Raw genomic sequence first — 27,000 nt, 5'->3', positions numbered from 1 at the left:
AATTATTGTTTACTGACTACGCCCTTCTGGACTGCCTTGGACAAAGTTTGTTTTTGCGACGACTTTTGTACTGGCGAAATAATTTTCAGCGAAAACGGTTTAGTAATCGAGCCATCCGCCGACATCCATGTTCCTGCGAGGACATCGCCTTCCAGCTTGCCATCCCACTGCCCGGAAATATCCTTGCCATTCACGGACTCTTCCATGAAAAGAACGCCATCTTTCTCGATTTCACCAGCCAGCAATATCTTGTTCGAATTGCCGAAAATGAAGTACTCGCCCTCATGTCCTTCATCCACTTCTTCTTTTGGACGAAGATTGACTTGTATCTGTACATCACCGACGGTACCTCGCAAGGCGACCGGTTTCTGGAAAATGACCGGGGCAGACGATACCGCTACAGGTATTGATGCGGGGACTACCGCAGTTGGTGCAACTGCTACTGCATCTGCAGCAAAACCATTCGCTGCCAAAGCCAGCGTTGCAATCAGCGATGCGATAAAAACTCTTTTCATCATGCCTCGGCCCACAAATCATGCGCATCGGCGCCAGTGATTTTCACATCGACGAATTCGCCGACCTTGTATTTGATATGCGGCTCGTACGGTGCCTTGACGTAGACCACGCCATCGATTTCCGGCGCATCGGCACCGGAGCGTGCGGTTGCTGCACCGGTGCGACTGACTTCATCGACCAGTACGCGCATGGTTTTGCCGACTTTTGCCTGCAAACGTTTTTTGGAAATTTCTTCCTGCAACAACATCACGCGACCGCGGCGTTCTTCACGCACTTCTTCCGGCACTGCATTTGGAATGTCGTTGGCGGTAGCGCCTTCGACTGGCGAATAAGCGAAGCAACCGAGACGATCGATTTCTGCTTCTTTCAAGAAGTCGAGCAGGTATTCAAATTCAGCCTCAGTCTCACCCGGGAAACCGGCGATAAAGGTAGAACGAATAGTCAGGTCAGGACACATCGCGCGCCATGCCTGTATGCGTTCGATATTCTTTTCACCGCTGGCTGGGCGCTTCATGCGCTTCAACACATCCGGATGCGCGTGCTGCAAAGGCACGTCCAGATACGGCAGGATCTTGCCTTCGGCCATCATAGGAATGATCGCGTCCACGTGCGGATATGGGTACACATAATGCAAACGCACCCACGCGCCATACGGAGCCGCCAGTTCGCCCAGCGCCTCGACCAGTTGCGTCATGTGGGTCTTGACCGGCTTGCCGCTCCAGAAGCCCATGCGGAATTTGATATCCACGCCGTATGCGCTGGTATCTTGCGAAATGACCAGCAATTCCTTGACGCCGGCCTTGAACAGATTTTCTGCTTCCATCATCACGTCGGCAATCGGACGCGACACCAGATCGCCACGCATCGATGGAATGATGCAGAAGCTGCAACGATGGTTACAGCCTTCAGAAATTTTCAGATACGCAAAATGTTTAGGCGTCAGCTTGACGCCTTGCGGCGGCAGCAAATCGAGGAAAGGTGCATGCGGCTTGGGCATGTGCAGATGCACGGCATCCATCACTTCGCCCAGTGCGTGCGGACCGGTAACAGCCAAGACTTTAGGATGGACTTTCAGAATGATGTCGTCGCCCTGCGCATCCTTCTTCGCGCCTAGGCAACCCGTCACGATGACTTTACCGTTTTCATTCAGCGCCTCGCCAATCGCATCCAGCGATTCTTGCACTGCGGCATCGATGAAACCGCAGGTGTTGACGATGACCAGATCCGCGCCGTCGTAGGACTTGGCGGTGTCATAGCCTTCTGCGCGCAATTGGGTGAGGATTTGTTCTGAATCGACCAAAGCTTTCGGGCATCCGAGGGAAACGAAGCCGATTTTTGGCGTTACTTGAAGTGCGTTGGTCATGGCTGAGGCGGGCAAAAAGCGTGCTGTGTAAACGAAGCCGCTATTGTACCCTTTTGCCCGGCCAGCCTGCCACCGGATGCGACTGGCCCGGCCATTCGGTAAAACGTGTTGTTTTACTTACTACTTTACTGATCGTTTTACTTATTCTTGTCACTTGGCGGTGCTGGTGGTGCAAAAGGGAAAGCACCGAACATGTTTTTAGACTGATTCTGCATCTGCTCCTGCATCTGCACGAACAGGTTTTTGCTCTGCTCGATGTAATTACTCATCATCCCTTGCATCATCGGGCCCTGCACATTCATGAATTGCGTCCACATTTCCGGACTGAAAGGTTTGCCTTCGTAAAGGCCCTTGGAATTTTCCGTCAGCTTGTTTTGAATATCGATGAAGGCCTGGATATTCTTTTCCAGATACGAACCCATCATGCCCTGCATCGCGTGACCATAGTAACGAATGATTTGCGAGAGAGCCGCGCTGGAGAACATAGGCGAACCGTTCGCTTCTTCTTCCAGAATGATCTGCAGCAGAATGCTGCGCGTCAGATCTTCATCTGTCTTGGCATCGACCACCGAAAACTGTTCGCTATCGAGCACCAGTTGTTTGACGTCGGCGAGCGTAATGTAGGAACTGGTTTGCGTATCGTACAAACGACGATTCGGATACTTCTTGATTAAACGCTCGGCAGTTTTTTTAGTACTCGTCATCAGAATTCCCAACTTGTTGCGTCGCAACGCATTTATGTCTATCGTCTCAGAAAGCGAGCGGCGCCCACTTTTGCAACTCATTATAGTGCTAAAAAACAAAGGTTTACGCAACTCGTGCCAGGTTTTACATTCCTGCCGCAGCGCAAGAAAACCCCTCTTTCTGAACTTGCTCTTCTTTAATTCAGGCCGTCAGCTCGCTTTTGCCTTCACATAACGGCCAGGTGCAGGTTCTATCACCTTGAATTTAGCATTACCCAACTCGCGTGACGCCTTGATTTTTTTGCCTGCGTGTTGCGCCAGAAAATCAATCCAGGCCGGCCACCAGCTACCGGCAACTTCGGTCGCGTCGGCCAACCATGTCAAGGCATCCGCATCATTTTTCGTCGCGGGTTTGTCCTTAATCCAGTAATGCCGTTTGTGCTTGTCTGGTGGATTGATAACACCGGCGATATGACCGGATGCACCGAGCACGAAATGATTTTGCTGCGGTTTTTTATGATTCAAAATATTGATCGATGCGTAGGCACTGGTCCACGGCACGATATGGTCGTCGCGTGAAGCATAGATAAAGGCAGGGACATCAATTTTTCCGAAATCAATTTTTTTGCCGGCCAGTTTGAACTTGCCGCATTGCTTCAGGTTATTTTCCAGATAGGTATTGCGCAGATACCAGCAATACATGGGGCCGGGAAGATTAGTGCAGTCTGCATTCCAGTACAGCATGTCGAAAGGTTCAGGATTTTCACCCTTCAGATAATGCGAGGTAACGTAATTCCAGATCAACTCATTCGACCGCAAGCTGGAAAAGGCTGCGTTGAAATCCAGCCCTTTCATCAAACCGCCATGTCCTATGGCCTGCTCTACCTCCTTCACTTTCTCTTCATCGATATACACATCGAGCATGCCGGTATCGGAAAAGTCTATGAAGGTTGTCAGCAAAGTCAAACTGGCAGCTGGCTTGTCGCCACGCGCGCAAGCCAGCGCCAAAGCATTCGTCAGCAGCGTACCGCCAACGCAAAAACCCAGCACATTGATTTTTTCCTGAGCTGAAATCGCCTGTACAACTTCGACCGCTTTCAACACGCCGGTTTCGATATAGTCATCCCAGGTTGCATTCGCAATCGATGCATCCGCATTACGCCATGAAATCAGGAAAACCGTATATCCCTGCTCGACCGCATAACGCACAAAGGAATTATGCGGCTGCAAATCCAGGATGTAATACTTGTTGATGCAAGGCGGCACCAATAGCAAAGGCCGCTCATACACGGTAGGCGTCAGCGGCGAGTATTGCAGCAGCTGGAACAACTCGTTTTCAAAAACAACTGCACCTTCGGTAATGGCCACATTGCGCCCCACTTCAAAGGCTGTTTCATCGCTCTGCGAAATACGGCCCTTTTGTATATCTTCAAACAAATGCTTGAGACCGGCACTCAGACTTTCACCATTAGTCTCTATGATTTTTTGTTGCGCCTCGGGGTTGGAAAAAAGAAAGTTGGCCGGCGACATCGCGTTCACCATTTGCTCAACGGCAAAGCGGATTTTTTGCTTGGTTTTGGGCGGCACGTGCATCGCATCTGCCATCGCCGCCAGAAATTTCGCGTTCAACAAATACGCCGCCGCATTGAATGCATGCAAGCTGCTCGATCGCCAAGCTGGATTGGAAAAGCGTCTATCCGCAAGCGGCGGCACTTGGGCTGTCAGCATCTGCTGCCATAGCGTCGCAAACTCTTGCACATAACGTCCCTGCAGTTCGGCTGCAATGGCAGGATCAATCACTGGATCGATGTGCATACCTGCTCCGCTTGCTGAGGATTTTGGCGATTCTGTTTTATTCATGTTGGCAACTCTCTTTTCGAGTATCTTTGCGTTTTGAATTCCACTTCATGCATCCATGTACATTATTGCCATCGCCTGGATCTACGTCGTTTTCATGATGGCTATCACGGAAACCACGCCTATCGCTGGGGTCATGACTTTTCTGTTTTATGGCGTGCTGCCCGTGTTGATTATTGTATACGTGATGGGCACAGGTGGGCGCAAACGACGTGCGCAGGAAATGCAGAGGCAGCACGAATTACAACAAGAAGCCTTGAAGCAAGAATCGCTAAAGAAAGAAACTGACGAGGCTCAGCTTGCAGAACACAAGCCGGAAATTTGAAGTGCGGATTTAAAGCAGGATTAAAGTTGAAATTTACAGAAGGTTTGTTGCAAGCTACTCCAGCCAGATCAATGAGGCCATGCGCCCAGTAACGCCATCGCGACGGAAGGAGTAAAAGCGCTGCGGCTCGCACACAGTACAAAACTTGCCGCCGGTTACCTGCGTTACACCTACATGTGCCAGCGTCTGCCTTGCCAGTTGGTAAATATCAGCCAGATATTTACCCGGACGTTCGGTTATCGCTTTAAAAGCACTTTGCATGGCCGCATCTTTCGCAATGAATGCCTGCGCCACGTCCTCACCCACTTCAAACTGTTGCGGACCGATTGCCGGCCCCAGCCATGCGTGCAGATTGCCTGCACCCGCCTCTCGCATGGCCGCGACTGTATTTTCCAATATGCCACCAGCCAGACCGCGCCAACCTGCATGTGCCGCACCGACTGCACGCCCTTCTGCATCGGCAAATAGCACCGGCAAACAATCGGCGGTCATGATGGTGCACACCACACCTGACTGTGTAGTGAAACTTGCATCAGCTTGCGGTGCGTCCTGCACTTGCGCCGCATCCAGCACCGTGGTGCCATGAACCTGCGTCAACCATGCCGGCTCGGCTGGAAAATATTTGCGTATTTGCGCGCGATTCTGTTGCACATGTTCAAGTGCATCGCCGACATGTACGCCCAGATTCAAGCCGCCCCCACCTGCGCCATCGCCATACGGCGACAGACTATGACCACAGGCGCGCGTTGTCGCCAGCGCGCGCACCGATGGCAAAGTTAGGCCCCATTGCGGCAATATGATTTCCATTGTCAGGTTTTATCGCGAACGTGAATTAAAAAGAAAAGCCAGCGGCGATCAGGAAGCGCCGAATGAAAAAGTACTTCACAACAACACTCCCTGATGAAGCACGAATCAATAAGTCTTGATGCCGGTACGCGCAATCAACTCCGCAAAATCTTGCGGCAATTCCGTCGACCATTCGACTGTTTCGCCGGATACAGGATGGATTAATCCCAAACGCCGTGCATGCAATGCCTGGCGTGGAAATACCGTAGTCAAATGTTGCTTGCCATACAGCGCATCACCAACCAACGCGAAACCTATCGATTGCATGTGCACACGAATTTGATGCGTACGTCCAGTTTCCAGTTGGCAAAGCATCAGGCTGACCGGGCGGCTATCCAGCATGCCTGTTGCCAGACGCTGGAAATGCGTGACCGCAGGTTTCGCCGTCAGATTTTCGGAAACCGCCATCTTGACGCGATCACGCGAATGACGACCGATGGAAGCATCGATTTTCCCGGCAGCATTCGGCGTACCCCAAACCAGCGCCAGATACTCACGTTTGACGGTGCGCGCCTGCAACTGGCGTACCAGATCGGTATGCGCAACCAAGGTTTTTGCTACTACCATCAATCCTGTGGTGTCTTTATCCAGTCTATGCACGATACCGGCGCGCGGCACACCGGCAATCGCCGGCATGTAATGCAGCAAGCCATTCAACATCGTACCCGACCAGTTACCGGCCGCCGGATGGACGACCAGACCTGAAGGTTTGTTCAATACCAGAATCGCAGCATCTTCATGCACTATGTCCAGATTCATCGCTTCCGGTTTGAAAGCTTCATCTTCAGGGGCTGGTTGCGGATAAATGACCACTTTTTCGTCGCCATACATGGTCATTTTGGCACGTGCAACTTCGCCATCCACGTTGACGTGGCCGCCATCTATCCATTGCTGCAGGCGGCTGCGGGAATATTGGGGAACAAGGGTAGAAAGCACCTTGTCCAAACGGATGCCGCAAACTTCGGGCGTCAATTCAAGCTCTATCGGAGCGACGTCGAACAGGTCGCCATCCATTTCTTCGATGCTGTCCAAATCTGTTGCGGGCATCGTTTTATTCACAATCGGTGTTTCAGTTGGGTTCACTGCAAGTCCCATCGGCTATAATCATTCATTGTCTGGCGGTATCCTCGCAAAATCTCATGCAAAAACAAATGTTAAAACTTACTTACATCGCTCTTGCCTTCCTGTTGTCCGCGTGCAGCCTCACACCGGACCAAATTGACGAGACCAAAAACTGGTCGCCGTCCAAATTATACTCGGAGGCCCGCGATGAGATGAGTGCGGGTGACTTCACCAAGGCAATCAGTCACTTCGAAAAACTCGAATCACGCTATCCATTCGGCACTTATGCGCAGCAAGCCCAGATGGAAATCGCCTATGCTTACTATCGCCAAGGCGATCAGCCACAGGCACTGGCCGCCGTCGAGCGCTTCATCAAGTTGCATCCAGATCATGCCAATGTCGATTACATGTACTACCTGCGCGGCCTGATCAATTTCAACGATAAAAAAAGTATATTTGATTTCGTATCCAGCCAGGATCCAACTGAGCGCGATCCGAAAGCTGCACGTGAAGCCTTCGATGCATTCAAGCAGTTGACAGAACGTTTTCCTGACAGCAAATACACACCGGATGCCGCCGCACGACTGGCCTACCTGGTCAACGCAATGGCGCAATACGATGTTCACGTCGCCAGCTATTACTACCGTCGCGGCGCCTATCTTGCTGCAGCGAATCGGGCACAGGCAGCAGTCAAGAACTACCCGGGTGCCCCAGCGGCCGAAGGTGCTTTATATGTCATGATGAAATCATACGAAGCATTGAACCTGCCACAATTGCGCGACGATGCAGAACGCGTATTAAAAACCAACTTCCCTAACAGCATCTATTTTTCGGGTGGACCCAAGAAGGATGTGCCTTGGTGGCAGATCTGGAATTAAATCTTGCGCAATTAAAAAAGCCTCGCAATGCGAGGCTTTTTTAATTTAAATTTTAATTTTCAATTCGTCGCCTGAATACCCAAGACTTTTCATTCGAAGCGGCTTTGTCAAAAGCATAGCCATCGACATTAAAGGATTGAAGAGCTTGCGGGCGTACCACGCCTTTCACTGCTGCATAACGCGCCATCAAACCACGTGCACGCTTGGCGTAAAACGAAATGATTTTGTATTGTCCATTCTTCCAGTCCTGAAAAACTGGTGTGATCACCGGCACGTTCAACAATGCCGGCTTCACTACTTTGAAATACTCTTCCGACGCGAGGTTGATCAAGGCAGAAGATTTTTGTTCGGCAATCACATCATTCAGCGCATGGGTTACCGTGTCACCCCAGAATGCGTATAAATCCTTGCCTGCAGGATTCGCGAGTTTAGTTCCCATCTCGAGGCGATACGGCTGCATCAAATCGAGAGGACGCAGGCTTCCGTACAAGCCGGATAAAATGCGTATATTCGACTGCGTATAGGCTAGTTGTTTGGCATTCAAACTGGCCGCGTTCAATCCCTCATACACATCACCGTTAAATGCGAGCATGGCCTGCTTGGAATTTTCTAACGTGAACTTGGATGACCACTCGGCAAAGCGATGGGCATTCAGTGCGGCCAGTGGATCCGAGATACGCATCAAGCTGGCTATCTGATCCGGCGAATACTCGCGCAAGATAGAAATCAGTTCCGCAGATCGCTTGATGAAATCAGGCTTGGTACTAATCTCCGTATTGGCAGGTGCTTCATAATCGAGTGTTTTGGCAGGCGATAAAACAATAAGCATGTATAGTTCCGACGAAATAATTTTGCCTATGATACCGAAGATGATGAAGCCCAAGATAATGAATCCGAAGATAGCGACGCGCATCGTCCTCGATACAAATGTCTGCCTGGATCTGTTTGTCTTCCGTGATCCTCGCTGGACGCGCCTGCACGCAGCGTTGAAAGATGGCAGCGTCGAAGCAATCACGCGCGATGACTGCCGAATGGAATGGAACATCGTCTTGCGCTATCCACATTTGAAACTGGATGACGCAGCACGCACACAAGTCGCCGCTGAATTCGACGCACTGATACGTTGCACACCGATGCCTGAACTAAATGATACCGCGGTCAAACTTCCGATCTGCAAGGACAAAGACGATCAAAAATTTCTGGAGTTATCGCGCGATATCAATGCCGATGTCTTGATCACCAAAGACAAGGCGCTGTTGAAGCTCGCCAGAAAAACACGCCGCGATGGTTTGTTCTCCATCATGACGCCAGAAGCGTGGACACTGGAAATTTCTGCCTTGCCGCAAACGACAGAATGATTGTGCGTGTAACAGGCTTCAATATGAACGCGACTGCCAGTCGCCCATCGTTCAGCGCTTACGCAGAATAAAATCTGCAGCAGAACATCATGGTGCCAGCTGCTTCAATTTCTGTTCGACGAAAGCCTGCAAATCGGCCGTCAACGTGGCGCTCTCGCGTGCACGGATAAATGCTTCGCGTGCTTCGGCCGCACGATTCTCCGCCTGCAGGGAAATACCCAAGCCCATCCACCACAAACCGTTTTGCGGCATCTTGCGTACAGCGGCAAGGTATTGTTCCACTGCATCCTTGTGCCGCCCTTCGCGCTGCAGCAAAGCTGCCAGAAATGCCTGGTATTCCGCCCTGTCCTGCGCATAAGGCAAGGTGCGCTGCAAGGTGTTGATCGCAGTCTGCTGCTCCCCTTTTTCAACTTGCAGGCGCGCCAGTATCATTGCAAAGCCAGCTTGTTTGTTGTCGAGATTCAAACCATCCTGGGCACGACGTGCAGCCTCGTCCTGCCGCTTGTTGCTGATCAATAGCGCAATCAATGTTTGCCGCGCGCCTGCATTTTGCGCATCGGATTGCAATGCCTGTTCGAGCAGACTGGTCGCTTCCGCGATGCGTCCCTGCTGCATCAATCCGGTCGCCCTGCGATAATCGTTTTCAGAACGCTGCTGTGGCGTCAGCTCCTTGATTTGCTTGCTCAGCATGGCTGGCGCATCCGGTGCTGCAGCTTTGTCCGGTGCCACTTGTCTGCTTGCTGTCTGATTACCGGAGTCACGTACAGATAGTTGTGCATCAGACGTCGTTTTTGTTTTTTCTGCAGCTGGTTTGTTTACCATGACCGGTGCCGCAGACACGGCAAGATTCGGCTTGCTGTTGCCGGCTTTGCCAGCGGATTTTTCGACGATGCTGATATCAGCAATCGTGTCAGTTGCGGCCAACTGCCTCGTTTCACTACTTGCCTGCGTAGCGGGTACAACCACTTCAGGCATGACCATCAAATCCGGCTCAAGCTTCAATGTCAACTCGGGTGGTGCAGGTGTAGGCACAGGCGTCGGCAAGGGTGCAGCGACAACGCTTGCCGGCATAGTCTGAACAGGTGGTGCAGGACGCAGCCATAACCACAGCAGTACGCCACCCAGCAATATCGTCGATATTGCTGCGACCAACCATGCAGCATGGCTTTTTCTTTCCTGCGGTACCGCCCGTACCTGTCCGGTCATATCACCAGCCACAACGCCATCCGCATGACGCTGCTCCAGATCCTGCAACATTTGATTAATAATACTCATCGCAAATAAATCCAGACCATACCCGTCAAGGCGATCAAAAATCCGCCACCTGCCAACCAAAGCACACGCGGCGGCAACATGCGGCGCGCCGCCTCCGTATCTTTTACCGCAGCACGAATATGCTGGGCGCGCACTTGTTGCCGGCCTTCTCCGTACGCCAGCATCAAGGCCTTGTGCGCAAGGATGTTCACCAGCCGCGGAATGCCGCCGCTGGCCTTATGCAAGGCCCGAATCGCATCGCGCGCCAGCAGACGGCTACCGGAAAAACCGGCAACATTCAGCCTGTGTACCACATAGAAATCCAGATCGTCGCGTGACAAGGGGCTAAGGCGATAGTGGAAGGTAATACGTTGTGCGAGCTGTCTGATTTCAGTCTGCTGCAGTTTGACATCCAGCTCAGGCTGGCCGAACAAGACGATTTGCAGCAGCTTGCGTTTTTCCGTTTCAAGATTCGTCAATAAACGCAATGCTTCCAGACTTTCCAGCGGCATTGCCTGCGCTTCGTCGAGACACAGCAATACACGCTTGCCGTCGCGCGCCAGCACCAATAAACGGTGATTGATCGCCTTCAGCAATTGATGCTGATCGATTTCTTTTTCCAGTTCGATTTCCAGCTCATCCGCCAGCGCCAGCATCAGGCTGCGCGGTTCAAGATAGGGATTCGGGATATAGGCGGTGACAAAACTATCGTCCAGCGATGCCAGAAATTTACGGCATAACAGCGTTTTACCGGTGCCAACCTCACCGGTAATCTTGATGAAACCTTCACCGCTTTTTGCCGCGATCAGCAAGGTGTTCAACGCCTGCTGATAATTCGGGCAGGCGAAAAAATAACTGGTGTCGGGCGTAATACCGAAAGGTAATTCGCGCAAACCAAAGTGATGCTTGTACACGTTACTCCCGCACTTTATCGCGCGGCGCCATGCCTTGAATCCGGCCTTGCGCATCCAGAATATCCTGCGCCCAGCTGCTTGCATTATGGATGATGGTCGGTTTCAACAGGATGACGAGTTCACGCTTTTGCGTTGCCTGGCTGGTATTGCGGAACAGATTCCCCAGCACCGGCACATCGCCTGCACCCGGCAACTGCGAACGATCGGATGAAGATCCCTGCCGCATCAAGCCGCCCAGCGCAATGATGTTGCCATCTTGCGCGCGCACCACGCTGTCAGTTTCGGAGGTATTGCTTTTCGCCAGTGGCAAAGTCAGCACGCCGCCGCTGGTGCCCAGGTTGATGATTTTTTCCGATGTTTGTACATCGCTGACCGACGGATGAATGTGCAGGATGATATTGCCCTGTTCGTCGATCTGCGGCGTAACGTCCAGCACAACGCCGGAAAAGAACGGTTGCAGCGTAACGTTCGGCGTCACGGTATTCCCTGCCGTCCCTCCCGAGCTAGTGATATTGCTGCTGACATTCGTGACGAAAAACTCATCGGTCCCAACCTTGAGCACCGCCTTCTGATTATTCAGTGTTGCAATGCGCGGGCTGGACAGCACATGCACATTGCCTTGCGTTTCCAGGAAGGAGATCAAGGCAGCAAAATTTTTGGTTTGTAATGCCAGACCAAACATGCTGCCAAGATTAGACGCGCCCGATACCAAATCCTGACCGGGCACGGCCGTCAGCGCACCGCCCGAGAATGTTCTTGCTGCCGAATCGATACTTGATGCACCTGTAGCCACTGCGCCGCCAGTTTGCAATACGGTACCAGGCGTGATCGAACCAGCAGATATGCGGCTGCTGCCTGTCCTGAAAGCCGACCAGTTCACCCCGGTTTGAAAGCCGTCGTTCAATTCCACTTCGAGAATTTTTGCTTCCAGGATCACCTGCCTGTCTACCGAAAGTTGCGTCGCTTTCAAATAAGCTGCAACGCTGCGCAATTCGTCCGGCATCGCCTTGATGACGACCACGCCCGATTGCGGACTGATGACAACACTGCGTCCATCCTTGCCGCTGCCGACAATCGCATCCAGCGCAAATTTCAGCTCGGCCCAGAAATCGCTGGTAGAAGTCGTGCTGATCTTGCTGCTTTCCAGCGCAGTGAGATTGGCACCGGAATTATTGCTGTTTGAATTATTGTTGTTTGACGTATTCGCGTTGTTGCCGTTGTTTTGCCCCTGTACGCTGACCGAGCCGGAAATCACGCGCGTATCCGAAGTACCCTTGCGATTGCCAGTCAGATAGTTGACCTGGAAGATACTGGTTTGCATGGTCAACGGCTTGATGACGATACGCGAACCTTCCACCTTGTAATCGTAACCGTACAAATCCTTGATCGCATCCAGTGCCTCAAACAAGGTCACATCCTTCAGATTGGCCGATATCGTCCCGCTCACCTCTGGATGAACCAGCATGTTGTAGCGCGTACCGATCACGATCGAATTGAAGAACTGGCTGGCTTGTACATTATTGAACGCCAGACTGAAACGCTCTTCCAGCGGTTGCCGCACTTGCGGCATCTCGATATTAATCGGCGGCAGAAGCGCGGCAGCAACCGCATCCTGTTTTGCCGGCTGAACGCTGGCCTGAGCGGCCTTGCTCATCTCGGCATTCATCAAATCGTAGGTTTCTCGTTTGGATGTCGGTGCTGCACATCCAGCGACAGAAATGACCACTATGGCTAATAGAATTTTACGCACGCTTGCCTACCTCTTCACTTCCGATTATCAGGATTTTGACGGCCATGCACAGACGTCAATCGCTTACCAATACCTGCGAACAGTTTCAACGTTTGAAGCTCGCCGCCATTACGCAACACAACTTCGCTTTCAGTAATCTTTATCAAAGTAGAACCGTTGAATTTCTCGCCCAATTTGACAGTCTGGCCGCTGATGATGGCCGCTTTGCGCGTCGGCGAAATAAACACCGACTGCAAAACCGGTCCACTGCTGGCACCGGCTGTCGTGCCGTCCTGCATCAGCAGGCTGGGCGGTTGCGTTGGATCTCGCAATTGTTGTGCCCATGCGGAAGGAAGCCATGTCAGACTGCCGGCCAGCACGATCAGCAATACCCGCGCGCTCATAGATTCAGCCATTTCTTGTCCAGGCTTAAGGTAAACAGCGTCAAGGTCAGCGTTGCCTTCGGATAATCGTCCACCGTCAATTCCGCATTTCCCCAGAATATCTGCCATGGCATGTCTTCCAGCGATTTCATGTACGCCATCATGTCCATGTAGCTGCCTTGAACCTTGAGTTCGACTGTATGTTTGAAAACACCTTTCACGGCATCGGTTTCTTCATCAGCCAACGACGATATCGTCAACGCATCAGGTGCCGGCTTTTCATCTGCATCGACAGCGTCATTCAATCTTTTTACCGGTAACGTTTTCAACGACAGCAAAAGCAATTTGTCATTTTTCTTCAATACACTTTCGAGCAAGGCCGTCATCCTGTCCGGCGGAACCAGACCTTTCTGCACATCGCCCAAGGCATCATTCATTTGCTGCGCACGTTGACGCAAGGCCTGCATGCGCACACGAATGTCGTAATCCGGATCGTTTTCCTGCGCTTTCACCCTTTGCTGAATTTGATTCTGAATATCGGCAATCTTCGCCTGCTGTTCCTTGATCTGTTGCGACAACTTGCTCTGCTTCGCATATTGCGGATCGAGCAGTGCTGCATTAATCAGCAGCACCAGAATCAGCACGGCAATTGCAAAAATGATGACGCGCTCACGCAGAGACATGGTGTCGATCTTCAACGCCAGTTTGTGCCATGCCTGCTTCATTTTCCTTCCCCTGCTGCTTTGCGTATCTGCTCTTGCAAATTGAACGCCGGTTGACCGAAAGTATCCGATTCGTCAGCCAGACCTTTTTGCGGTTTCACACTGGAAGAATGCAGATTGAAATTGATGTAGGCAGCCGGTGCCGCCGGCTTTTCCCCCGGCGCTAGCGGCTTGTCGCTCTTGGGCAGCTGCATTTCCAGCGTGGCAAAAGAAGCGCCCTGCATGACCGGCTCTGCCTTGAGCCGTGTCAGATAGGCCGGCACCAACTCCGGACGCAAGGCGCCGCCCTGCAGTGAAATCGTACTGCCTGCTCCCTGTATCGTAAAACCGGTCAGCCATACGCCATCGATAATCTGATGCGCAAACGCGCGCAGGTAATCGGCATAGCCGTCGGTATTACCCAACTCGCCCTTGCGTAAAACATCCGACACCTGTTGCAAGGACTTCACTTGTGCCTCGGCTCGTCGCAACCTCGCTTCCAGTCGCATGTCCTTTTCTCGCGGTGCATAGTCTGCTGTCACCTTCGCCAACTGGTTCTGCGCCAGTTGCAATTGCGTCGTCACCGATTTCTGTTCGTTCTGCAATGCTGACAATTGGTAGGACGCATAGGCAGTCAGCAACAAGGCTACAGCCAGAATGACGCCTAATACCTGCGCCATCGTCAGCGCGGAAAAATGCTTTTCCTGCTTGAGGAAAATCGGATTGAATAAATTGATCTGCTGGCTCATAGCGCTACCGTTTCCTGCCGCAGTGCGGCACCCAGAACCATGAAATAGCGCTGTTGCATTTCCAGAGATTTTAATTCTGGCGTTTTTGTGAAATCCAGAATCGTTGCAAGATCCAGAATTTCAACCGAGATATACAAATTCTCAGCCAGATGAGAAGCCAGCTTTTCAGCTTTCCCGGACAGCGGTGCCAGCAACAGTTTCGACAAGCTTATATAGTGGTATTGCCGCTCAAAATGATCCAGTGAACGTTGCAACTCCAGCGTCACACGTTCGTGGAAGACCTGTCTCTGCTCCTCGTCCGTTTGCATCAATTGCTCAAGCGTGACATCGATACGCCGGGACAGATAAAGTTCACCCGCGTACGTCATGGTCAACAGACCGCCTTCCGCATTGAACGACAACAGCGCCACGCCGCGCTCCGGTTGCTCCAGCAAGGCAGCCAGGTTACGTTGCGCCATCTCGGGAATATCGATGACGCGCAGAGAAATTTTTGCATCGATGAAAATCGTCTGCCGCTGTTCGATCAATTGATTGCGCGCCGCCACCGCATACATCGCATGATTGCGGTTACCGGCATGCTTGTCGAGCGGGACATCCAGTACATCGACCGTTGCATCGTCGATATGGAAATCCAGCATGTCCTTCAAGCGCCAGCGTATTGCGGTCTTCAATTCATCGGCTGGCACATTGGGAGCTTCAACCGACAGCAATTGATATTCATTGGCCGCCATCAGATTGATGCAGTGATAGCGCTCTGCATGCAATTCCTTGGCGAGTTTTTCCAGTACGGCCGGAACCTCGGCACCTTGCAATGCAAAAGAAGTCGCCAATTCCACCACCGGCCTCGCCGAAGGCGAGCGCTTTACACTGGCAACGCTAACGCTATTCGGCTGTATAGATACAACCATCCAGTCTGCGATCTTGTTTTTTTTGCTGAACAAACTCATCCTGAAATTTTCGTCTAGAACCTGCGTGAACTTAGGGGATTAAACTATTGATGTCAATCGCTTTCCCGTCTCACAGCATCATAAAAGGAAAGGAAAAACGATTAACAACGTATTTGTAAATTTTCGTCAACTATTCGGTTAAATCATCAATAAATCTCGCGCAGATAAACCACTGGTCCACTTCTGAAGATACCGAGAGTAACGCGTGCACCCGGATCGTCATCGTAAAGAGTGCCGTTCCATTTGCCCTGCAGCCACGGCATATTGGCAGGTGTCGCCGTACTACACACTGTGCCCGGCGTGTTGTCGCTAGCCAGATCGATGCAAACATCCACGCTACCTTTTGCAGTTGGCGTAGGAAGCGGTTTTTTCACGATAATGGAAGACTGGCCTGCAGCAAAGGAAAGTGGCGACGCGATGAAATTATTTGCCGGCATATTGCTCGCATTCAGACCAAGCAGCTGATTTTGCAGTTTGATGGCCGATGCATCTATAACAGTGCAATTGTCATCTGTGTTGGTCACAAAGCCGGTGCCATTTTTCCAGTACTCTGCGCTTGCCTGTAACGATGCATTCATCAACTCCGAACCGTTGACGTTCGCCAGTTTCAGGCGGCCGAAGCGAAGCGCAGTTGTATTCGACAATACGCTATTAGTATTGGCCACCGTCGCGACGCCATTCAAGGACGTAATGAACACTCCATCTGTGTCATTGATCGTCGTTCTGAGTGAGAAATTCTCATATGATCCATCCGGTGTGGTGGCACGTACGAAGTTGTAATTATTTGCATCTATCGAATAAAAGCCACTATTCCATTCGGAGCCATCCAGTTTAGGCAGCACAGGAATACCTGATGATGTCGATACCAGATAGTCTCCCGTGCGACTGATTGCCGCACCTGCGTCATTACCGACGATAGAAAACTTGGAAAGAGGGGAATATCCGGTGCCATAGCGCACGAGTTGTGTACCGTTTGCACTCATGGCCTGCAAGCCAATAGTAACTCCCAGCGCAGGCTGTCCCATATAGGTAAATTTGTTTTCGCATGCCGCCGTCAGCGTGGCCGTCACATCGTAATGATCCGGCCTGAAACGCCCTGCTGATAGCGTGCTACTGCCTATGGTGCATCCGTAACGTCCACCGCTGGCTGCATTTGTTGCACTACCATTCAGGCAATCCGGTGAGGTACCGTGATTAACACCATTCACGACACCCGTTACCTGATCAACAGCAGTAAAGTCGGGATCAAAGACAGCAGTAAAGTCCGTAGGCGCGATGTTGAAATCCAGCGTTCCAACATCGTCATATTGGAAGGTGCCTTGTGACGTTGTGCCACTTGCCGCAGAAAAATCCCCACTCAAAGGAATATTGGTGCTTCCAGGAGTTGCTGTTACCTGCGTCAGATTCAATGTCGGGGTTCCATCGTAACCCGTGACTGAAGTTGCAGCGATATGAAAATCTGTGCCGGCCGCATAGGGACCGGGCGTACCTGCATCGGTGGATAGATTAAACTGTTGCGGCCGTATTGCAAAATTATCTGTCGAACAGGTTGATATCCCACCTGAGGTCATCCGAGCCTTTACATTCTTTGCAGCATTCGCATAGTTAATCCCATTAACTGTTCCAATTCCATTAGTCAGATTGATCGTCTGCGATGTGACCAAACCGGCGGCCGTACCATCACAATTGCCAGCGATGGTCGGATCCACCAGTGTCACTGTGACAGAACCGTTATTGGAAGTATCGATCGCACTATTTCTAATTGCCAAAATACGCAAATTGAAAGAAGTATTCGCCAACTTGGTATAGATCGGAGTGGCCGGCGTGTTAGTACTTGTTTCAACCGCATCGAAACAGGCACTGACAAAACTCACATTGCAATTTGTTGCACCGGTATCGCTCAAACAAGTTGTTGCATTACCTGTGATTGGCGACGTCGCCGTGCCGCCAATGCTCACAATGGCAGCGCTACTGGTATTGGTCTTGTTCAATGTCACCGTTGTTTGTCCACCGGTAAAAGTGACCGGATCCAGCGAAAAACTGGGGGTGCCAGCACCACTTGTTCTGGTAGCTGCAAGATCAACCGTGACCGTACCAGTATACAAAGCCGTACAAGCAGCATCAGCACAAGCTTTGACCGTCACTCCTCCCGAGCCACATATCTTGCCAGGATATTCGAGCTGAATATGGTGTAACGTCAATGCTCTCTGCGTAATGGAGCATACCTGCAGCGAATCAATTTCATGGATGTTGCCACTGCCGCCAGTCGCTCCTGTGTAGGAGATACTCCAATTGGTTGGTACCGCCGCTTGCCCGGACTCAGCCTTGGCATCAAATGCCGGCACAACAAAACCATAACTGTTGCCAGTGCCGGTGGTATCGCGTTCAACTGAAGTCCATGCATGAACACCATCACTATGATCAACGATGATGCGGTATTTGTGTCCCGGCGCAGCGGTTGCAGATGCGGCATTATCAATACCCACTGGCAAGGTTCCGGTGCCGCGTAAATATGAGTAGCCAGTGAAACCGCTACCCGAACCGCGAATAGCGACGGAATCTGGTGTAAATCCTGGTGCGCTGCCTCCTGATCGTCCTTCGGTGTTACTGGAATAATTGCCGAACTCATCCAGTGCAACTCCAAGCCAGCCGCCGGAAAAACCTTCGTGCGTCGTGTCACCACCCAGGCTAGTCTGCTTCGGTGCATAACCCAACGACCCGCCGAACGCACCGGCGATCGGTGACTCCGCAGCGTCTGACAACACAATGCCCATACCATCTGCGCCCGTACCAGCATACGAATATTGCATGAACTCGATAACGATCTTGTTGCCCGCGGCAGGAAATAACCTCTGCAGTGTCGCGTAGGTCGATACCTGCGCGGAATTATTGGTTAGTCGCAACCTGTTATTCACAATAGCCGGATTGCCAAACGTTCCGCCTACGTTACCAACCAGCCAGTCAGTGCCGGGAGCACCATTCGCCCGATCGAAACCATCACCAAAGCAGGACAAACCACCCGAAGGATTGATTGCCAATGATTGTGTCGCACCCAAATCCGCATTGCCATTGGCCGTGGCCTGTCGCGTACCGGTAGCGCCAAAAGCCGGGCGCAACTCATAATTCATTTCCATGGCAAGCCCCGCCGCATCCGGCACTGGTCGCGATGCAATGTCCACTGCCTCGGTCATGCCGCCGGGCGGCGTCCAGGTGCCTGAACTACTGTATTCATGCACGGTTACCAGCATGCTATTGACTTTACTGGTAATGACACTGGGCGCGATGTGAGTGGTCGCGCTGTTTGTCGCCGCACCGGCTTCATTCGCGATGGGCGTCACTAAATCCACACCGCTGAATGCCGTAATACCGCCTACGGCACCCACATGTGTACCACCGGAAAACGTCCATGAAAAACTCGCGGGGTCGCTGGCAGTTGCAATCCGGTAGTAAGTTTGCAAAGTGCTGGAATTAGCCCCGCTGCGCACGACCTGCCGCACCAAAATCCAGCCGCTGGGCGGCGTCACAATGATCGTACTTGACCCAACCGAGACCGATGCAATCATGAGGTCATCAGCCAACACACCAGCCGGTTTGTTGATGGTCAGGACATTGCCGCCAGCCGGACGCAACGCCAGCAATGCCCCCGTGCTCTCTGCCGCAACGTTAGTGGTCGCCACAACAGGGCCTACTGTTTGCGGCGTTGGCGTTAGCGGCCCTGTATCGAACAGCCCGACTCCTGAGTCAAGAGCATTACCAGTCGTGGAAAAAATACGGTTGGTCCATGTACGGCCACCAGTCGTCGTCATCGTCAGCGATCCCGGATTCTCTGCCATATGATTGGCGAACAGCACCCATGCGCCATTGGTAATGACATTAATCGAACCCGATTCGATTGTGGTATCGCTGACAGAAGTGGCAGATGAAAAAGGAACGTCGAACGGCGTTGTCTGATCGATTCCCCGATACGATGCGCAACGAGAAATAATGCTATTACCAGCGGAATGACCAATCGTTGGATCAGCGAGCGAAGTATTCGCCGCAATCCGCCAGAATAGCGATGCACGATGCCCATTGCCGCTGGTGAGCGAATACAGGGTATTCCAACCGCTTGAAATAGTATGGGCAACGTTATCGTGCGATTCCACCACACATAAAATCAGGTCGCCGGTTTGATAAGTAGGCAGACCTGGGGAAATACTACCCGAACTGGCATTGTCCACACTCCCGCGACCAACATAACTGATACCGGGACTACCAGCTTGCAGAGCGGCCGAACTCGCGGCGCGGAACACCACCTGCGCAGAAGCATCGGTGGTAAGCCCCAACAGAAGAAATATGCAACAGACAAGCGAAAACAAGCCGCAAAGCGCATCTTTGCAAAATCCTTTCTTTCCTTGTTTGCTATCGTATTCCATCGTTTTTATTTGCTTCTAACATTTGTTTAGATTGAATTGCACACGCGACACAACCAACGTTCATCAAAGCCATTTACAAACGCGCCTGCACCACACGCTGCACATAATCGCTGCTATTAGGTGCAGCATTCGGACACACCCCACCTGCCGGTATATTGCACGCCGTCGCCTGGATAACCGCGCCATTGATATTCAATCCCAAACCGTTATCCGGCGTACACACCACCGTCACGGTAAAGCCGGCCAGCGATGTACCTGCAGGCAGCACAATATTGTTTGTTACGGCACCTGCGCAATAAGCCGGCACCTGCAACCTCTGATACACACCCCACTCCATGCCTGCACGCGCGGCTTGATAAGCACGCGTACCTTGCACGTCCAGTGCCGAGCTTTGATGCTGCACGGTTGAAATCGTGACCATCGCTACGCCGAGTGCAGCCAGCACCACCAGCAGGAAAATGGCGCTGACCAGACTGAAGCCGCGCATCTTGCGCGTGCATGTCATGCCTTGAGATTTGGCTCGCAAGGATCGTTGAAAAATCATGGCGTATTGTCCACGCGAATCTGATGAAACAAGGTAACGGTACCGCTACCTGCACGTTGCATGCCAAGGGTGATGCCGACCAGCGCGCTACGCACATTGGCAAGCGTGGCGTAATTGAAATTGCAAGCTGTTATTCCATTGGCCAACAAACCTCTACCTGCGCCAGCTACCGGTTCAGTCGTCGGCTGTATCGCCTGAATGGCGTAACCGGCATAACGCGTTAGCGCGCCGGTTGTCAGGTTGCAGGCATAGGTCACCGGGGTACTAACGACCTGGAAGCGATGCGCAGGTGAACGCATGGTGACCGGCGTCTGCGCCGCGAAGGGATTGCTTGCCAAGGTAATCGTGCGCGTGATCGCGTTGACCCCGGCAATCTGGGCACGATTACAGGAGCCTGTACAGTTGTAGGCATTTGCCGGCTCCTGCCCCAGGTTGTAGATGACAAGCTGGTCGCCGTTTTGAATCTGTTGCGCAGCTTCTGTCGGTAAAGGACCGACCACTCTGAAAGACGTATCTGCGGTATTCGAGAAATCAAGAATGTCGCCGCCTGCTACTGCATCCTCTTCATCCAGATAACGACCGCCCGTGCGAGTCAGCAGCAACTCAAGAAAATTGGTATTGCCAACCGACGCGACGCGTACGCTGTTCGGCAGCGCCAGACGCAGATCGCGTGCCATACGTCGCACTGCGGTATCTGCTTGATCCGCCAATTCCGCACGGCTCACCATATCGACATAACCCTGCACCGGCGTACGGAGAAAAACTGCGACCACTGCGCCTATGATGCCGGTAATGACGATGACGATGACCATCTCCACCAGCGTAAATCCGCGCCGGTATTTTGCAGATGAAAACAAGAGGGAAAGAGATCGCTGGCTCATGGCATCAGATTCGGTGCGTAACGGGTTCGGTAGGCATCCAGCCTTACTGTATCGGCGCCGTAATTCACGTTGATCGTAATCAGCAAGGAGTCTGTCGCTGGAATGCCGTTGAATGCCTGTTGCGTAATTGTGATCGTCGACGTGTAGGCGTTCAGATTCGGAATTGCAGCACCGTTCACATCCGAGATGGCAATAGGCTGTGCCACACCGTATGCGGTGACGTAATCATTTACATTGTCGAAAGGACGTACATTGCCAGCCTCTGGGCCTACGCCTTCCGGCACAGTACATTCCCCTGCACTGCCCACCGATTCCGCATTCGGGTCGGCCGGATCGCAAAAGGTAAACCCCGCCAGCGATACGCTTTCCAACAATGCTTCCGCAACTGACAAAGCCTGCTTGCGCAATTGCGGATCGGCGCTGTGGCTCGTTGTGACGTTCATGACTTGCAGCACACCTATCACGGCGATGCTGACGATGACGATGAACATCACCAGTTCCACCAAAGTGAAACCGGAGCGTGTCTTGCAAAAAACCGGACGGCTATTAATGGACATAGCCGGTTTCCGGTTCTATCGTGATTGTGCTGTTCAAGCCACCACCAGTCATGGTGATGGTCAGAAGGGTAAAAGTGGATGCGGGATCCACGTTACCTATATTGAACGGACGGCCCAAAGCATTGAAAAAGAAACTCTGATTTGCCGGTGCAATCACAACGTTGGCAGGCAAGGCATCACACATCCATATGGTGCTGTTTGCACAAGCGGGAACTGCATTTCTGGCAGTCGGTGAACGCACAGGATTTGTGCATGCTGCATCGAAACAAAGTGCAATGCGGCCACCGCCGAAGTCGACGAAAACCGAACGATTCTGCGCAATGGCAGTTTTTTGTGCATAGCGCACTGTCGCTCGTGCGCTATCGCCAAAGGCGCGCGTATCAAAAGTATTGCGGTCGAAAAACCGCGGCATGACAAAAAGCGAGAGAATACCAACCAGGATCAAAACCAGGACAAGCTCGACTAGCGTAGAACCTCTATCGAACAACCTAAGTTCATCTCTCACAGCATCTCCACAGCAGTATCAAAACAAACCCGCGCCTGTCGCCAGGCGCGGGTTCAAATAAACAATCTGTTGATTAACAACCGCCCGTAGTTGCTGCAATCGTAGGCGCATTACCGGCAGCTGGTGCGGTATAGGTAACGATGCAAGATGCAGGCGTGGTCGCTCCTGTCAAAGTAAATACACCTGCTGCAAAAGTGAACCCGTCTCTGGCAGACAAGGCAGAGTCGATACCCGTTGCAGTTGGATAGCTATTTGCAATCGCGACAGATCCACCTTCCATGGTAACGGTGCCATTAACAGTATTGGTCACCAACGCCTGCGCATGTGCAATAGCGGAAGCAGACTGTACCGCACCCAACATCCCGTTTACCGCCGCAACACGTGCTTGTTGTGCCATTCCGGTAAAACGCGGGATCGCCGTAACAGCCAAAATACCCAGAATAACGATGACTACAACCAGTTCAATCAAAGTAAAACCAGCTTGTTTTTTCGAAAAAGACTTCACGTTCATTAGAAACTCCTTGAATAAAAAAATAGTAAATCTGCCTCAATGCCATGCATACGGAACGATCTGTTCTAACACCACACCCTCAATAGCTTTCCCAGCGACCTGTCCGCCTGCACCTGGAAAATCTTCTACAGCCAACACTAATTTCGTCTTGAAGCGGAGCTGAGGTAATACGCCATCAGCATTTTTTGAATCGGCGCGATTATGTACGAAATACACCAGATCGCGATCCTTCAAATCAAAATACCAATGCCCAGAAACGTTCCCTTCCGGCAGTTGATCAAAATATTCACCCGCATAATTTGCCGGCTTTTGCGCCAACCACAGCATCGGATTCTGCTTCACGAGATTAGGCGCCTCACCAATCTTGCTATTCACAATCAGCGATGTAAACCGCAATTGCAACGCACTTTGCAGCACTCCTAATGTCTGCTCCACCGAGGCTTTCTCGGCCATCTTTTGATAAAAACGAACGCGATCTAAAAGTACTGTCGCCAGAATCGCCACAATACATGCCACAACCATCAACTCAAGCAAAGTAAAGCCCGCGCACCTGTCGTAGCGTTTGCCCTTAAATACAAGCAAGTCGCACATCACCGAGGTAACGCCGCTTTACCCAGATCCCATATCGGCAAAAATACGCCCAAGGCCAGAATCAATACCAAAATGCCCAAACCGACAATCAGAATCGGTTCGATCTGCGCCGACAATGTCTTCAATTCATAATCGACTTCACGTTCATACATGGCAGCGATTTCATCCATCAGACTATCCAGTTCACCGGTTTCTTCACCGATCGCAATCATTTGCATCACGACTGGTGTAAACACGCCGGTTGTCACTGCCGTACGCAAAATGCTTTCACCGCGTTCCACACCGTCGCGCATCTGTTCGATGCGGCTGGCGATATAGGTATTGCCTACCGTCTGCGCCACCACATTCAAACCCTGCACGATGGGTACGCCACTTTTGCTCGAGAGCGCAAAACTGCGGGCAAAACGCGCCAGCGTCCCCTTCAACATGATTTTTCCGGCAATCGGGATCCGCAGCTTTAACTTGTCCCATTCGTGCCTGCCGTTCGCTGTATCAACATACATTTTGAAAGCGAACGCTGCACCCAGCGCCAAGGCCAGCAACAAATACCAGTACTGCACCGTAAAGTTCGACGTACCGATCAGCATCTTTGTCATGAACGGCAGCTCGGCCTTGAAGCCTGCATACACCTTGGCAAAAGTCGGGATGACGAACAGATTGATCACGATCATTGCGACCATCAATGCCGATACAACAAAGATCGGATAACGCAAGGCAGTACGAATTCGTTGACGCATATCGCGATCAAACTCGAGGTAATCGAACAAACGTAAAAAGACTTCTTCCAGCCGCCCTGTCATTTCGCCCACGCGCACCATGTTGGTATAGAACGGGCTGAATACTTTTGGATGACGACGCATTGCGGCAGATAATTCACGCCCTGCATCCAGCGATTCGCGCAGATCCTTGACCACAAGTCCGAACGATTTGTTGATTGCAGATTCCTGCAAGCCTGCCAGCCCGCGCATGATGGGCACCCCGGCCTTTAGCAAGGTATACAACTGGCGGCTGAACAATTGCACATCGATGGAACGTATCTTCGGTGCCGTCAGCTTGCTCCACCAGTCATTGCCATCGCTACCGGCAGGCTTGATCGTTACAACGATTTCGACTGGCGTGACACCGGTGTTAAATAACTGGTCGGCCACGCTGCTGCTGTCCATGCCTTCAAGGACACCTTGCAGCATTTCTCCACGTGCATTACGAGCCTTGTATGCAAAAAACGGCACATCAATTCCTAAAATTGAACCATGCGCGAGATTAAGAGAAAAAAGCTTCCTCTAAAACAAGTAATTACGCCAATTAATAAAATTTAACGAATTTGTTGGAAATAAGAGTAATTAAATTTCCATGTGGAAATTTAATTAAATTATTCGACATTATTGAGCCGCACCGGAGAAAATGAAATTATTTCCAAGTGGAAATAATGTTGGAATTCAAGGGAATATTGGAAGTGGAATTCCATTGAGGAAATGACACATTTGCGACAAAATTGATGTCATATCACGCGTGATGAAAAACGGTTTTTATCATCAGCAGAAAATCGAAAACAGAGCAATACAGAATATATGGGAGACTTTGCAAACCCACCCCATTGATGAGTCCGCTCAATCCTCCTGCTGATTGGTAATTCGCATCGCTTCGCTGACCGTAGTTTTGCCAACTGCAACCAGAGATACCGCATGACGTCGCAAGGTTTGGCCTGCCATTTGCCTTTCGGCAGCCTTGATGAAATGAACAGGGTCATGACTATTTGCTGCATGAGCCACGGCTTCTGTCATTTCCAGCATTTCATACACACCGGTACGGCCACGATAACCTGTGCCATTACAGTGCGAACAACCGCGTCCGTGTTTATAGCGATGCGTATTGATCGCATCGCCCAATTCGCTTTGCAACCATTCGCGTTCGGCAGGAAGCAACTCATAGTCGGTCGCGCAGCTTTCGCAAATAACCCGTACCAGGCGTTGCGCCAGCACCACCTGCAATGAAGTGGCGACCATATAGCGTGGCACGCCCATATCCAGCAGACGAATCGGCGTACTGATTGCATCGTTGGTATGCAGGGTGGATAACACCAGATGGCCGGTCAGCGCAGCGCGCATGCCGATGTGTGCGGTTTCCTGATCGCGCATTTCGCCGACAAGAATCACGTCCGGATCCTGTCGCAATGCAGAACGCAAAACGCGGGCAAAACTCAAATCAATCTTGTCATTGACCTGTACCTGGTTGATGCCAGGCAGGCGATACTCGACTGGATCTTCAACTGTAATCAGCTTGCGTTCCAGCGAATTCAACTCTGCCAGCGCACCATACAGGGTCGTGGTTTTACCACTGCCGGTAGGGCCGGTTACCAGCACCAAACCGTTCGGGCGCCGAATGATCTGACGCAGGCGTTTCATCATCTCGACCGGCATGCCGATCGAGTCCAGCATCAAGGTGCCACCGCTCTGATTAAGCAGCCGCATCACGACTGATTCGCCATACTGTGTCGGCATGGTCGAAATCCGGACATCGATATTCTGATGGCGTACCTTGATCGCAAAACGTCCATCCTGCGGCAAACGTTTTTCCGAGATATCCAGCTCGGACATCAACTTCAAACGCAATGCCAGCGACGCCGCAATCTTGATATCCGCTTCCGTTTGCAGATGCATCACGCCATCGATACGAAAACGAATCTGCAAACGCCCTTCTTGCGGCTCGATATGAATATCGGACGCGCGCACCTGCGTCGCATCGTCGAACACGGATTGCAGCAGCTTGACGATAGGAGCCTCTTCCAGCCCCGGCGTCATGCCCGTAGTACCAAATTCAACCGGGCCGTCGCTCAGATCTTCTTCAAGCTCGCGTGCAAAATCGGTGATTTCTTCGGTGCGGCGATAAATGCGATCAATCGCGTGCAGCAACTCGCTTTCATTGATGACGGCGAGTTCAAGATCTCTTTTGAGTGAACGGGAGATTTCATCGTAGGCAAACAGATCGGTCGGGTCGGCCATACCGAGCAACAGCGACTTGCGGCGATCTTCCAGCACGATTGCGCGAAAACGACGCGCCTGCGTCTCCGGCAACAGACGCACAGTCTCCGGATTGACATTGAAAAATTTGATATTGATATACGGGATGTCCAACTGCTTGGCGAGCGCGGTTGATATCTGCTCCTCAGTTACCAAACCGTTTTCCACGAAAACGCGTCCGAGTTTGCGACCTGTTCGTTTTTGCTCCGCCAGAGAAAACAGAAGTTGCTCTTCGGAAATTAATTTTTGTTGAACCAGGATTTCGCCTAGACGAACCTTTTCGGGCCGAGCCATAGAGTCCTCTAAATATAAAAATACGTGCGTATTCTATGCTGGAACAATGCCATTCCAAGCGCAGTTATCGTGAATTAACAATTCAAGTGTCGTCAAAACAAACCGGCGGCATATGACAAT

The 27,000-nt window shown here is 51.6% G+C and carries 26 protein-coding genes; 3 read left to right on the top strand and 23 right to left on the bottom strand.

Features of this window, described 5'->3' with window-relative positions; genetic code table 11:
• Positions 1 to 2: 2 nt before the first annotated feature.
• From Hfont_RS07020 to Hfont_RS07005, 4 genes are all read right to left on the bottom strand, one after another.
• Positions 3 to 518: a hypothetical protein gene (locus tag Hfont_RS07020; RefSeq protein WP_112991547.1), complete on the bottom strand. Its 516-nt coding sequence runs from the start codon at positions 516 to 518 to the stop codon at positions 3 to 5.
• Positions 515 to 1,879, bottom strand: a complete 1,365-nt coding sequence (gene rimO, locus Hfont_RS07015) for a 30S ribosomal protein S12 methylthiotransferase RimO (RefSeq protein WP_112991546.1) — start codon at positions 1,877 to 1,879, stop codon at positions 515 to 517. Before rimO ends, Hfont_RS07020 begins: the two co-directional genes overlap by 4 nt.
• A gap of 137 nt (positions 1,880 to 2,016) precedes the next feature.
• Positions 2,017 to 2,583: a polyhydroxyalkanoate synthesis repressor PhaR gene (gene phaR, locus Hfont_RS07010; RefSeq protein ID WP_112991545.1), complete on the bottom strand. Its 567-nt coding sequence runs from the start codon at positions 2,581 to 2,583 to the stop codon at positions 2,017 to 2,019.
• A gap of 189 nt (positions 2,584 to 2,772) precedes the next feature.
• On the bottom strand, positions 2,773 to 4,422 hold the full coding sequence (locus Hfont_RS07005; protein WP_112991544.1) for a PHA/PHB synthase family protein: 1,650 nt from the start codon (positions 4,420 to 4,422) through the stop codon (positions 2,773 to 2,775).
• 55 nt (positions 4,423 to 4,477) lie between these two features.
• On the opposite strand from Hfont_RS07005, the gene Hfont_RS07000 reads away from it, so the two are divergent.
• Positions 4,478 to 4,744: a hypothetical protein gene (locus Hfont_RS07000; RefSeq protein WP_112991543.1), complete on the top strand. Its 267-nt coding sequence runs from the start codon at positions 4,478 to 4,480 to the stop codon at positions 4,742 to 4,744.
• Between the two features lie 54 nt (positions 4,745 to 4,798).
• Here the strand turns inward: Hfont_RS07000 and pgeF are convergent, their stop codons facing one another.
• Together pgeF and Hfont_RS06990 are read right to left on the bottom strand one after the other, a co-directional pair.
• The gene (gene pgeF, locus Hfont_RS06995) at positions 4,799 to 5,551 is read right to left on the bottom strand and encodes a peptidoglycan editing factor PgeF (protein WP_112991542.1); all 753 of its coding nucleotides are present in this window, start codon (positions 5,549 to 5,551) and stop codon (positions 4,799 to 4,801) included.
• Between the two features lie 105 nt (positions 5,552 to 5,656).
• On the bottom strand, positions 5,657 to 6,637 hold the full coding sequence (locus Hfont_RS06990; protein WP_241523026.1) for an RluA family pseudouridine synthase: 981 nt from the start codon (positions 6,635 to 6,637) through the stop codon (positions 5,657 to 5,659).
• A 92-nt stretch (positions 6,638 to 6,729) separates the two neighbouring features.
• On the opposite strand from Hfont_RS06990, the gene Hfont_RS06985 reads away from it, so the two are divergent.
• Complete coding sequence (locus Hfont_RS06985) at positions 6,730 to 7,530, top strand: outer membrane protein assembly factor BamD (RefSeq protein ID WP_112991540.1); 801 nt, start codon at positions 6,730 to 6,732, stop codon at positions 7,528 to 7,530.
• Positions 7,531 to 7,582: 52 nt separating this feature from the next.
• Here the strand turns inward: Hfont_RS06985 and yaaA are convergent, their stop codons facing one another.
• Positions 7,583 to 8,359 carry a peroxide stress protein YaaA gene (gene yaaA, locus Hfont_RS06980; protein ID WP_112991539.1) on the bottom strand — a complete coding sequence of 259 codons (777 nt, stop codon included), beginning with the start codon at positions 8,357 to 8,359 and terminating at the stop codon, positions 7,583 to 7,585.
• A 58-nt stretch (positions 8,360 to 8,417) separates the two neighbouring features.
• Between yaaA and Hfont_RS06975 the strand changes: the two genes are divergently transcribed.
• Positions 8,418 to 8,888 carry a putative toxin-antitoxin system toxin component, PIN family gene (locus tag Hfont_RS06975; protein WP_241523025.1) on the top strand — a complete coding sequence of 157 codons (471 nt, stop codon included), beginning with the start codon at positions 8,418 to 8,420 and terminating at the stop codon, positions 8,886 to 8,888.
• A gap of 87 nt (positions 8,889 to 8,975) precedes the next feature.
• Here the strand turns inward: Hfont_RS06975 and Hfont_RS06970 are convergent, their stop codons facing one another.
• The 16 genes from Hfont_RS06970 to Hfont_RS06895 form a co-directional block, all read right to left on the bottom strand.
• The gene (locus tag Hfont_RS06970; protein ID WP_112991538.1) at positions 8,976 to 10,163 is read right to left on the bottom strand and encodes a tetratricopeptide repeat protein; all 1,188 of its coding nucleotides are present in this window, start codon (positions 10,161 to 10,163) and stop codon (positions 8,976 to 8,978) included.
• Positions 10,160 to 11,056 carry an ExeA family protein gene (locus Hfont_RS06965; protein WP_112991537.1) on the bottom strand — a complete coding sequence of 299 codons (897 nt, stop codon included), beginning with the start codon at positions 11,054 to 11,056 and terminating at the stop codon, positions 10,160 to 10,162. The genes Hfont_RS06970 and Hfont_RS06965 overlap by 4 nt, the downstream gene beginning before the upstream one ends.
• Before the next feature lies 1 nt (position 11,057).
• Positions 11,058 to 12,806, bottom strand: coding sequence for a pilus (MSHA type) biogenesis protein MshL (mshL, locus tag Hfont_RS06960; protein WP_112991536.1), 1,749 nt, complete (start codon positions 12,804 to 12,806; stop codon positions 11,058 to 11,060).
• A 14-nt stretch (positions 12,807 to 12,820) separates the two neighbouring features.
• On the bottom strand, positions 12,821 to 13,201 hold the full coding sequence (locus Hfont_RS06955) for a hypothetical protein (RefSeq protein ID WP_133467274.1): 381 nt from the start codon (positions 13,199 to 13,201) through the stop codon (positions 12,821 to 12,823).
• A complete protein-coding gene (locus Hfont_RS06950; RefSeq protein ID WP_241523024.1) occupies positions 13,186 to 13,893 on the bottom strand; it encodes an MSHA biogenesis protein MshJ in 708 nt (235 codons plus the stop codon). The genes Hfont_RS06955 and Hfont_RS06950 overlap by 16 nt, the downstream gene beginning before the upstream one ends.
• Entirely contained in the window at positions 13,890 to 14,618 is a 729-nt protein-coding gene (locus Hfont_RS06945) for a PilN domain-containing protein (RefSeq protein ID WP_162845870.1), read from the bottom strand. The genes Hfont_RS06950 and Hfont_RS06945 overlap by 4 nt, the downstream gene beginning before the upstream one ends.
• Positions 14,615 to 15,565 carry a type IV pilus biogenesis protein PilM gene (pilM, locus tag Hfont_RS06940; RefSeq protein WP_162845869.1) on the bottom strand — a complete coding sequence of 317 codons (951 nt, stop codon included), beginning with the start codon at positions 15,563 to 15,565 and terminating at the stop codon, positions 14,615 to 14,617. Before pilM ends, Hfont_RS06945 begins: the two co-directional genes overlap by 4 nt.
• A 146-nt stretch (positions 15,566 to 15,711) precedes the next feature.
• On the bottom strand, positions 15,712 to 19,890 hold the full coding sequence (locus Hfont_RS06935) for a DUF6701 domain-containing protein (RefSeq protein ID WP_133467273.1): 4,179 nt from the start codon (positions 19,888 to 19,890) through the stop codon (positions 15,712 to 15,714).
• 163 nt (positions 19,891 to 20,053) lie between these two features.
• Entirely contained in the window at positions 20,054 to 20,524 is a 471-nt protein-coding gene (locus Hfont_RS06930; RefSeq protein ID WP_241523023.1) for an agglutinin biogenesis protein MshP, read from the bottom strand.
• Entirely contained in the window at positions 20,521 to 21,405 is an 885-nt protein-coding gene (locus Hfont_RS06925; protein ID WP_112991533.1) for a prepilin-type N-terminal cleavage/methylation domain-containing protein, read from the bottom strand. Before Hfont_RS06925 ends, Hfont_RS06930 begins: the two co-directional genes overlap by 4 nt.
• Positions 21,402 to 21,962 carry a type II secretion system protein gene (locus tag Hfont_RS06920; RefSeq protein WP_112991532.1) on the bottom strand — a complete coding sequence of 187 codons (561 nt, stop codon included), beginning with the start codon at positions 21,960 to 21,962 and terminating at the stop codon, positions 21,402 to 21,404. The genes Hfont_RS06925 and Hfont_RS06920 overlap by 4 nt, the downstream gene beginning before the upstream one ends.
• On the bottom strand, positions 21,952 to 22,467 hold the full coding sequence (locus Hfont_RS06915) for a prepilin-type N-terminal cleavage/methylation domain-containing protein (RefSeq protein ID WP_112991531.1): 516 nt from the start codon (positions 22,465 to 22,467) through the stop codon (positions 21,952 to 21,954). The genes Hfont_RS06920 and Hfont_RS06915 overlap by 11 nt, the downstream gene beginning before the upstream one ends.
• Positions 22,468 to 22,540: 73 nt before the next feature.
• Complete coding sequence (locus tag Hfont_RS15260; protein ID WP_112991530.1) at positions 22,541 to 22,978, bottom strand: type II secretion system protein; 438 nt, start codon at positions 22,976 to 22,978, stop codon at positions 22,541 to 22,543.
• Between the two features lie 36 nt (positions 22,979 to 23,014).
• The gene (locus Hfont_RS06905) at positions 23,015 to 23,560 is read right to left on the bottom strand and encodes a type II secretion system protein (RefSeq protein ID WP_162845868.1); all 546 of its coding nucleotides are present in this window, start codon (positions 23,558 to 23,560) and stop codon (positions 23,015 to 23,017) included.
• Between the two features lie 8 nt (positions 23,561 to 23,568).
• The gene (locus tag Hfont_RS06900; protein WP_112991528.1) at positions 23,569 to 24,798 is read right to left on the bottom strand and encodes a type II secretion system F family protein; all 1,230 of its coding nucleotides are present in this window, start codon (positions 24,796 to 24,798) and stop codon (positions 23,569 to 23,571) included.
• 378 nt (positions 24,799 to 25,176) lie between these two features.
• On the bottom strand, positions 25,177 to 26,880 hold the full coding sequence (locus tag Hfont_RS06895) for a GspE/PulE family protein (protein ID WP_112991527.1): 1,704 nt from the start codon (positions 26,878 to 26,880) through the stop codon (positions 25,177 to 25,179).
• Between the last annotated feature and the right edge of the window lie 120 nt (positions 26,881 to 27,000).

Origin of the sequence: Herminiimonas fonticola, assembly GCF_003293745.1 — a bacterium.
Taxonomy (GTDB): Bacteria; Pseudomonadota; Gammaproteobacteria; order Burkholderiales; family Burkholderiaceae_D; genus Oxalicibacterium; species Oxalicibacterium fonticola.
Note: the sequence above shows the minus strand (reverse complement) of the source record. Positions and strands in the feature narration are given on the sequence as shown.

Coding starts and splice junctions, on each gene's coding strand:
- pgeF (WP_112991542.1), bottom strand. CDS start 5,551: ATGGAAATCATATTGCCGCAATGGGGCCTAACTTTGCCATCGGTGCGC.
- Hfont_RS06970 (WP_112991538.1), bottom strand. CDS start 10,163: ATGAGTATTATTAATCAAATGTTGCAGGATCTGGAGCAGCGTCATGCG.
- Hfont_RS06990 (WP_241523026.1), bottom strand. CDS start 6,637: ATGCCCGCAACAGATTTGGACAGCATCGAAGAAATGGATGGCGACCTG.
- Hfont_RS07020 (WP_112991547.1), bottom strand. CDS start 518: ATGATGAAAAGAGTTTTTATCGCATCGCTGATTGCAACGCTGGCTTTG.
- Hfont_RS06985 (WP_112991540.1), top strand. CDS start 6,730: ATGCAAAAACAAATGTTAAAACTTACTTACATCGCTCTTGCCTTCCTG.
- yaaA (WP_112991539.1), bottom strand. CDS start 8,359: ATGCTTATTGTTTTATCGCCTGCCAAAACACTCGATTATGAAGCACCT.
- rimO (WP_112991546.1), bottom strand. CDS start 1,879: ATGACCAACGCACTTCAAGTAACGCCAAAAATCGGCTTCGTTTCCCTC.
- Hfont_RS06955 (WP_133467274.1), bottom strand. CDS start 13,201: ATGGCTGAATCTATGAGCGCGCGGGTATTGCTGATCGTGCTGGCCGGC.
- Hfont_RS06920 (WP_112991532.1), bottom strand. CDS start 21,962: ATGTCCATTAATAGCCGTCCGGTTTTTTGCAAGACACGCTCCGGTTTC.
- pilM (WP_162845869.1), bottom strand. CDS start 15,565: ATGAGTTTGTTCAGCAAAAAAAACAAGATCGCAGACTGGATGGTTGTA.
- Hfont_RS06930 (WP_241523023.1), bottom strand. CDS start 20,524: ATGATTTTTCAACGATCCTTGCGAGCCAAATCTCAAGGCATGACATGC.
- Hfont_RS07005 (WP_112991544.1), bottom strand. CDS start 4,422: ATGAATAAAACAGAATCGCCAAAATCCTCAGCAAGCGGAGCAGGTATG.
- Hfont_RS06895 (WP_112991527.1), bottom strand. CDS start 26,880: ATGGCTCGGCCCGAAAAGGTTCGTCTAGGCGAAATCCTGGTTCAACAA.
- Hfont_RS06945 (WP_162845870.1), bottom strand. CDS start 14,618: ATGAGCCAGCAGATCAATTTATTCAATCCGATTTTCCTCAAGCAGGAA.
- Hfont_RS06925 (WP_112991533.1), bottom strand. CDS start 21,405: ATGAGCCAGCGATCTCTTTCCCTCTTGTTTTCATCTGCAAAATACCGG.
- Hfont_RS06975 (WP_241523025.1), top strand. CDS start 8,418: ATGAATCCGAAGATAGCGACGCGCATCGTCCTCGATACAAATGTCTGC.
- phaR (WP_112991545.1), bottom strand. CDS start 2,583: ATGACGAGTACTAAAAAAACTGCCGAGCGTTTAATCAAGAAGTATCCG.
- Hfont_RS07000 (WP_112991543.1), top strand. CDS start 4,478: ATGTACATTATTGCCATCGCCTGGATCTACGTCGTTTTCATGATGGCT.
- Hfont_RS15260 (WP_112991530.1), bottom strand. CDS start 22,978: ATGAACGTGAAGTCTTTTTCGAAAAAACAAGCTGGTTTTACTTTGATT.
- Hfont_RS06950 (WP_241523024.1), bottom strand. CDS start 13,893: ATGAAGCAGGCATGGCACAAACTGGCGTTGAAGATCGACACCATGTCT.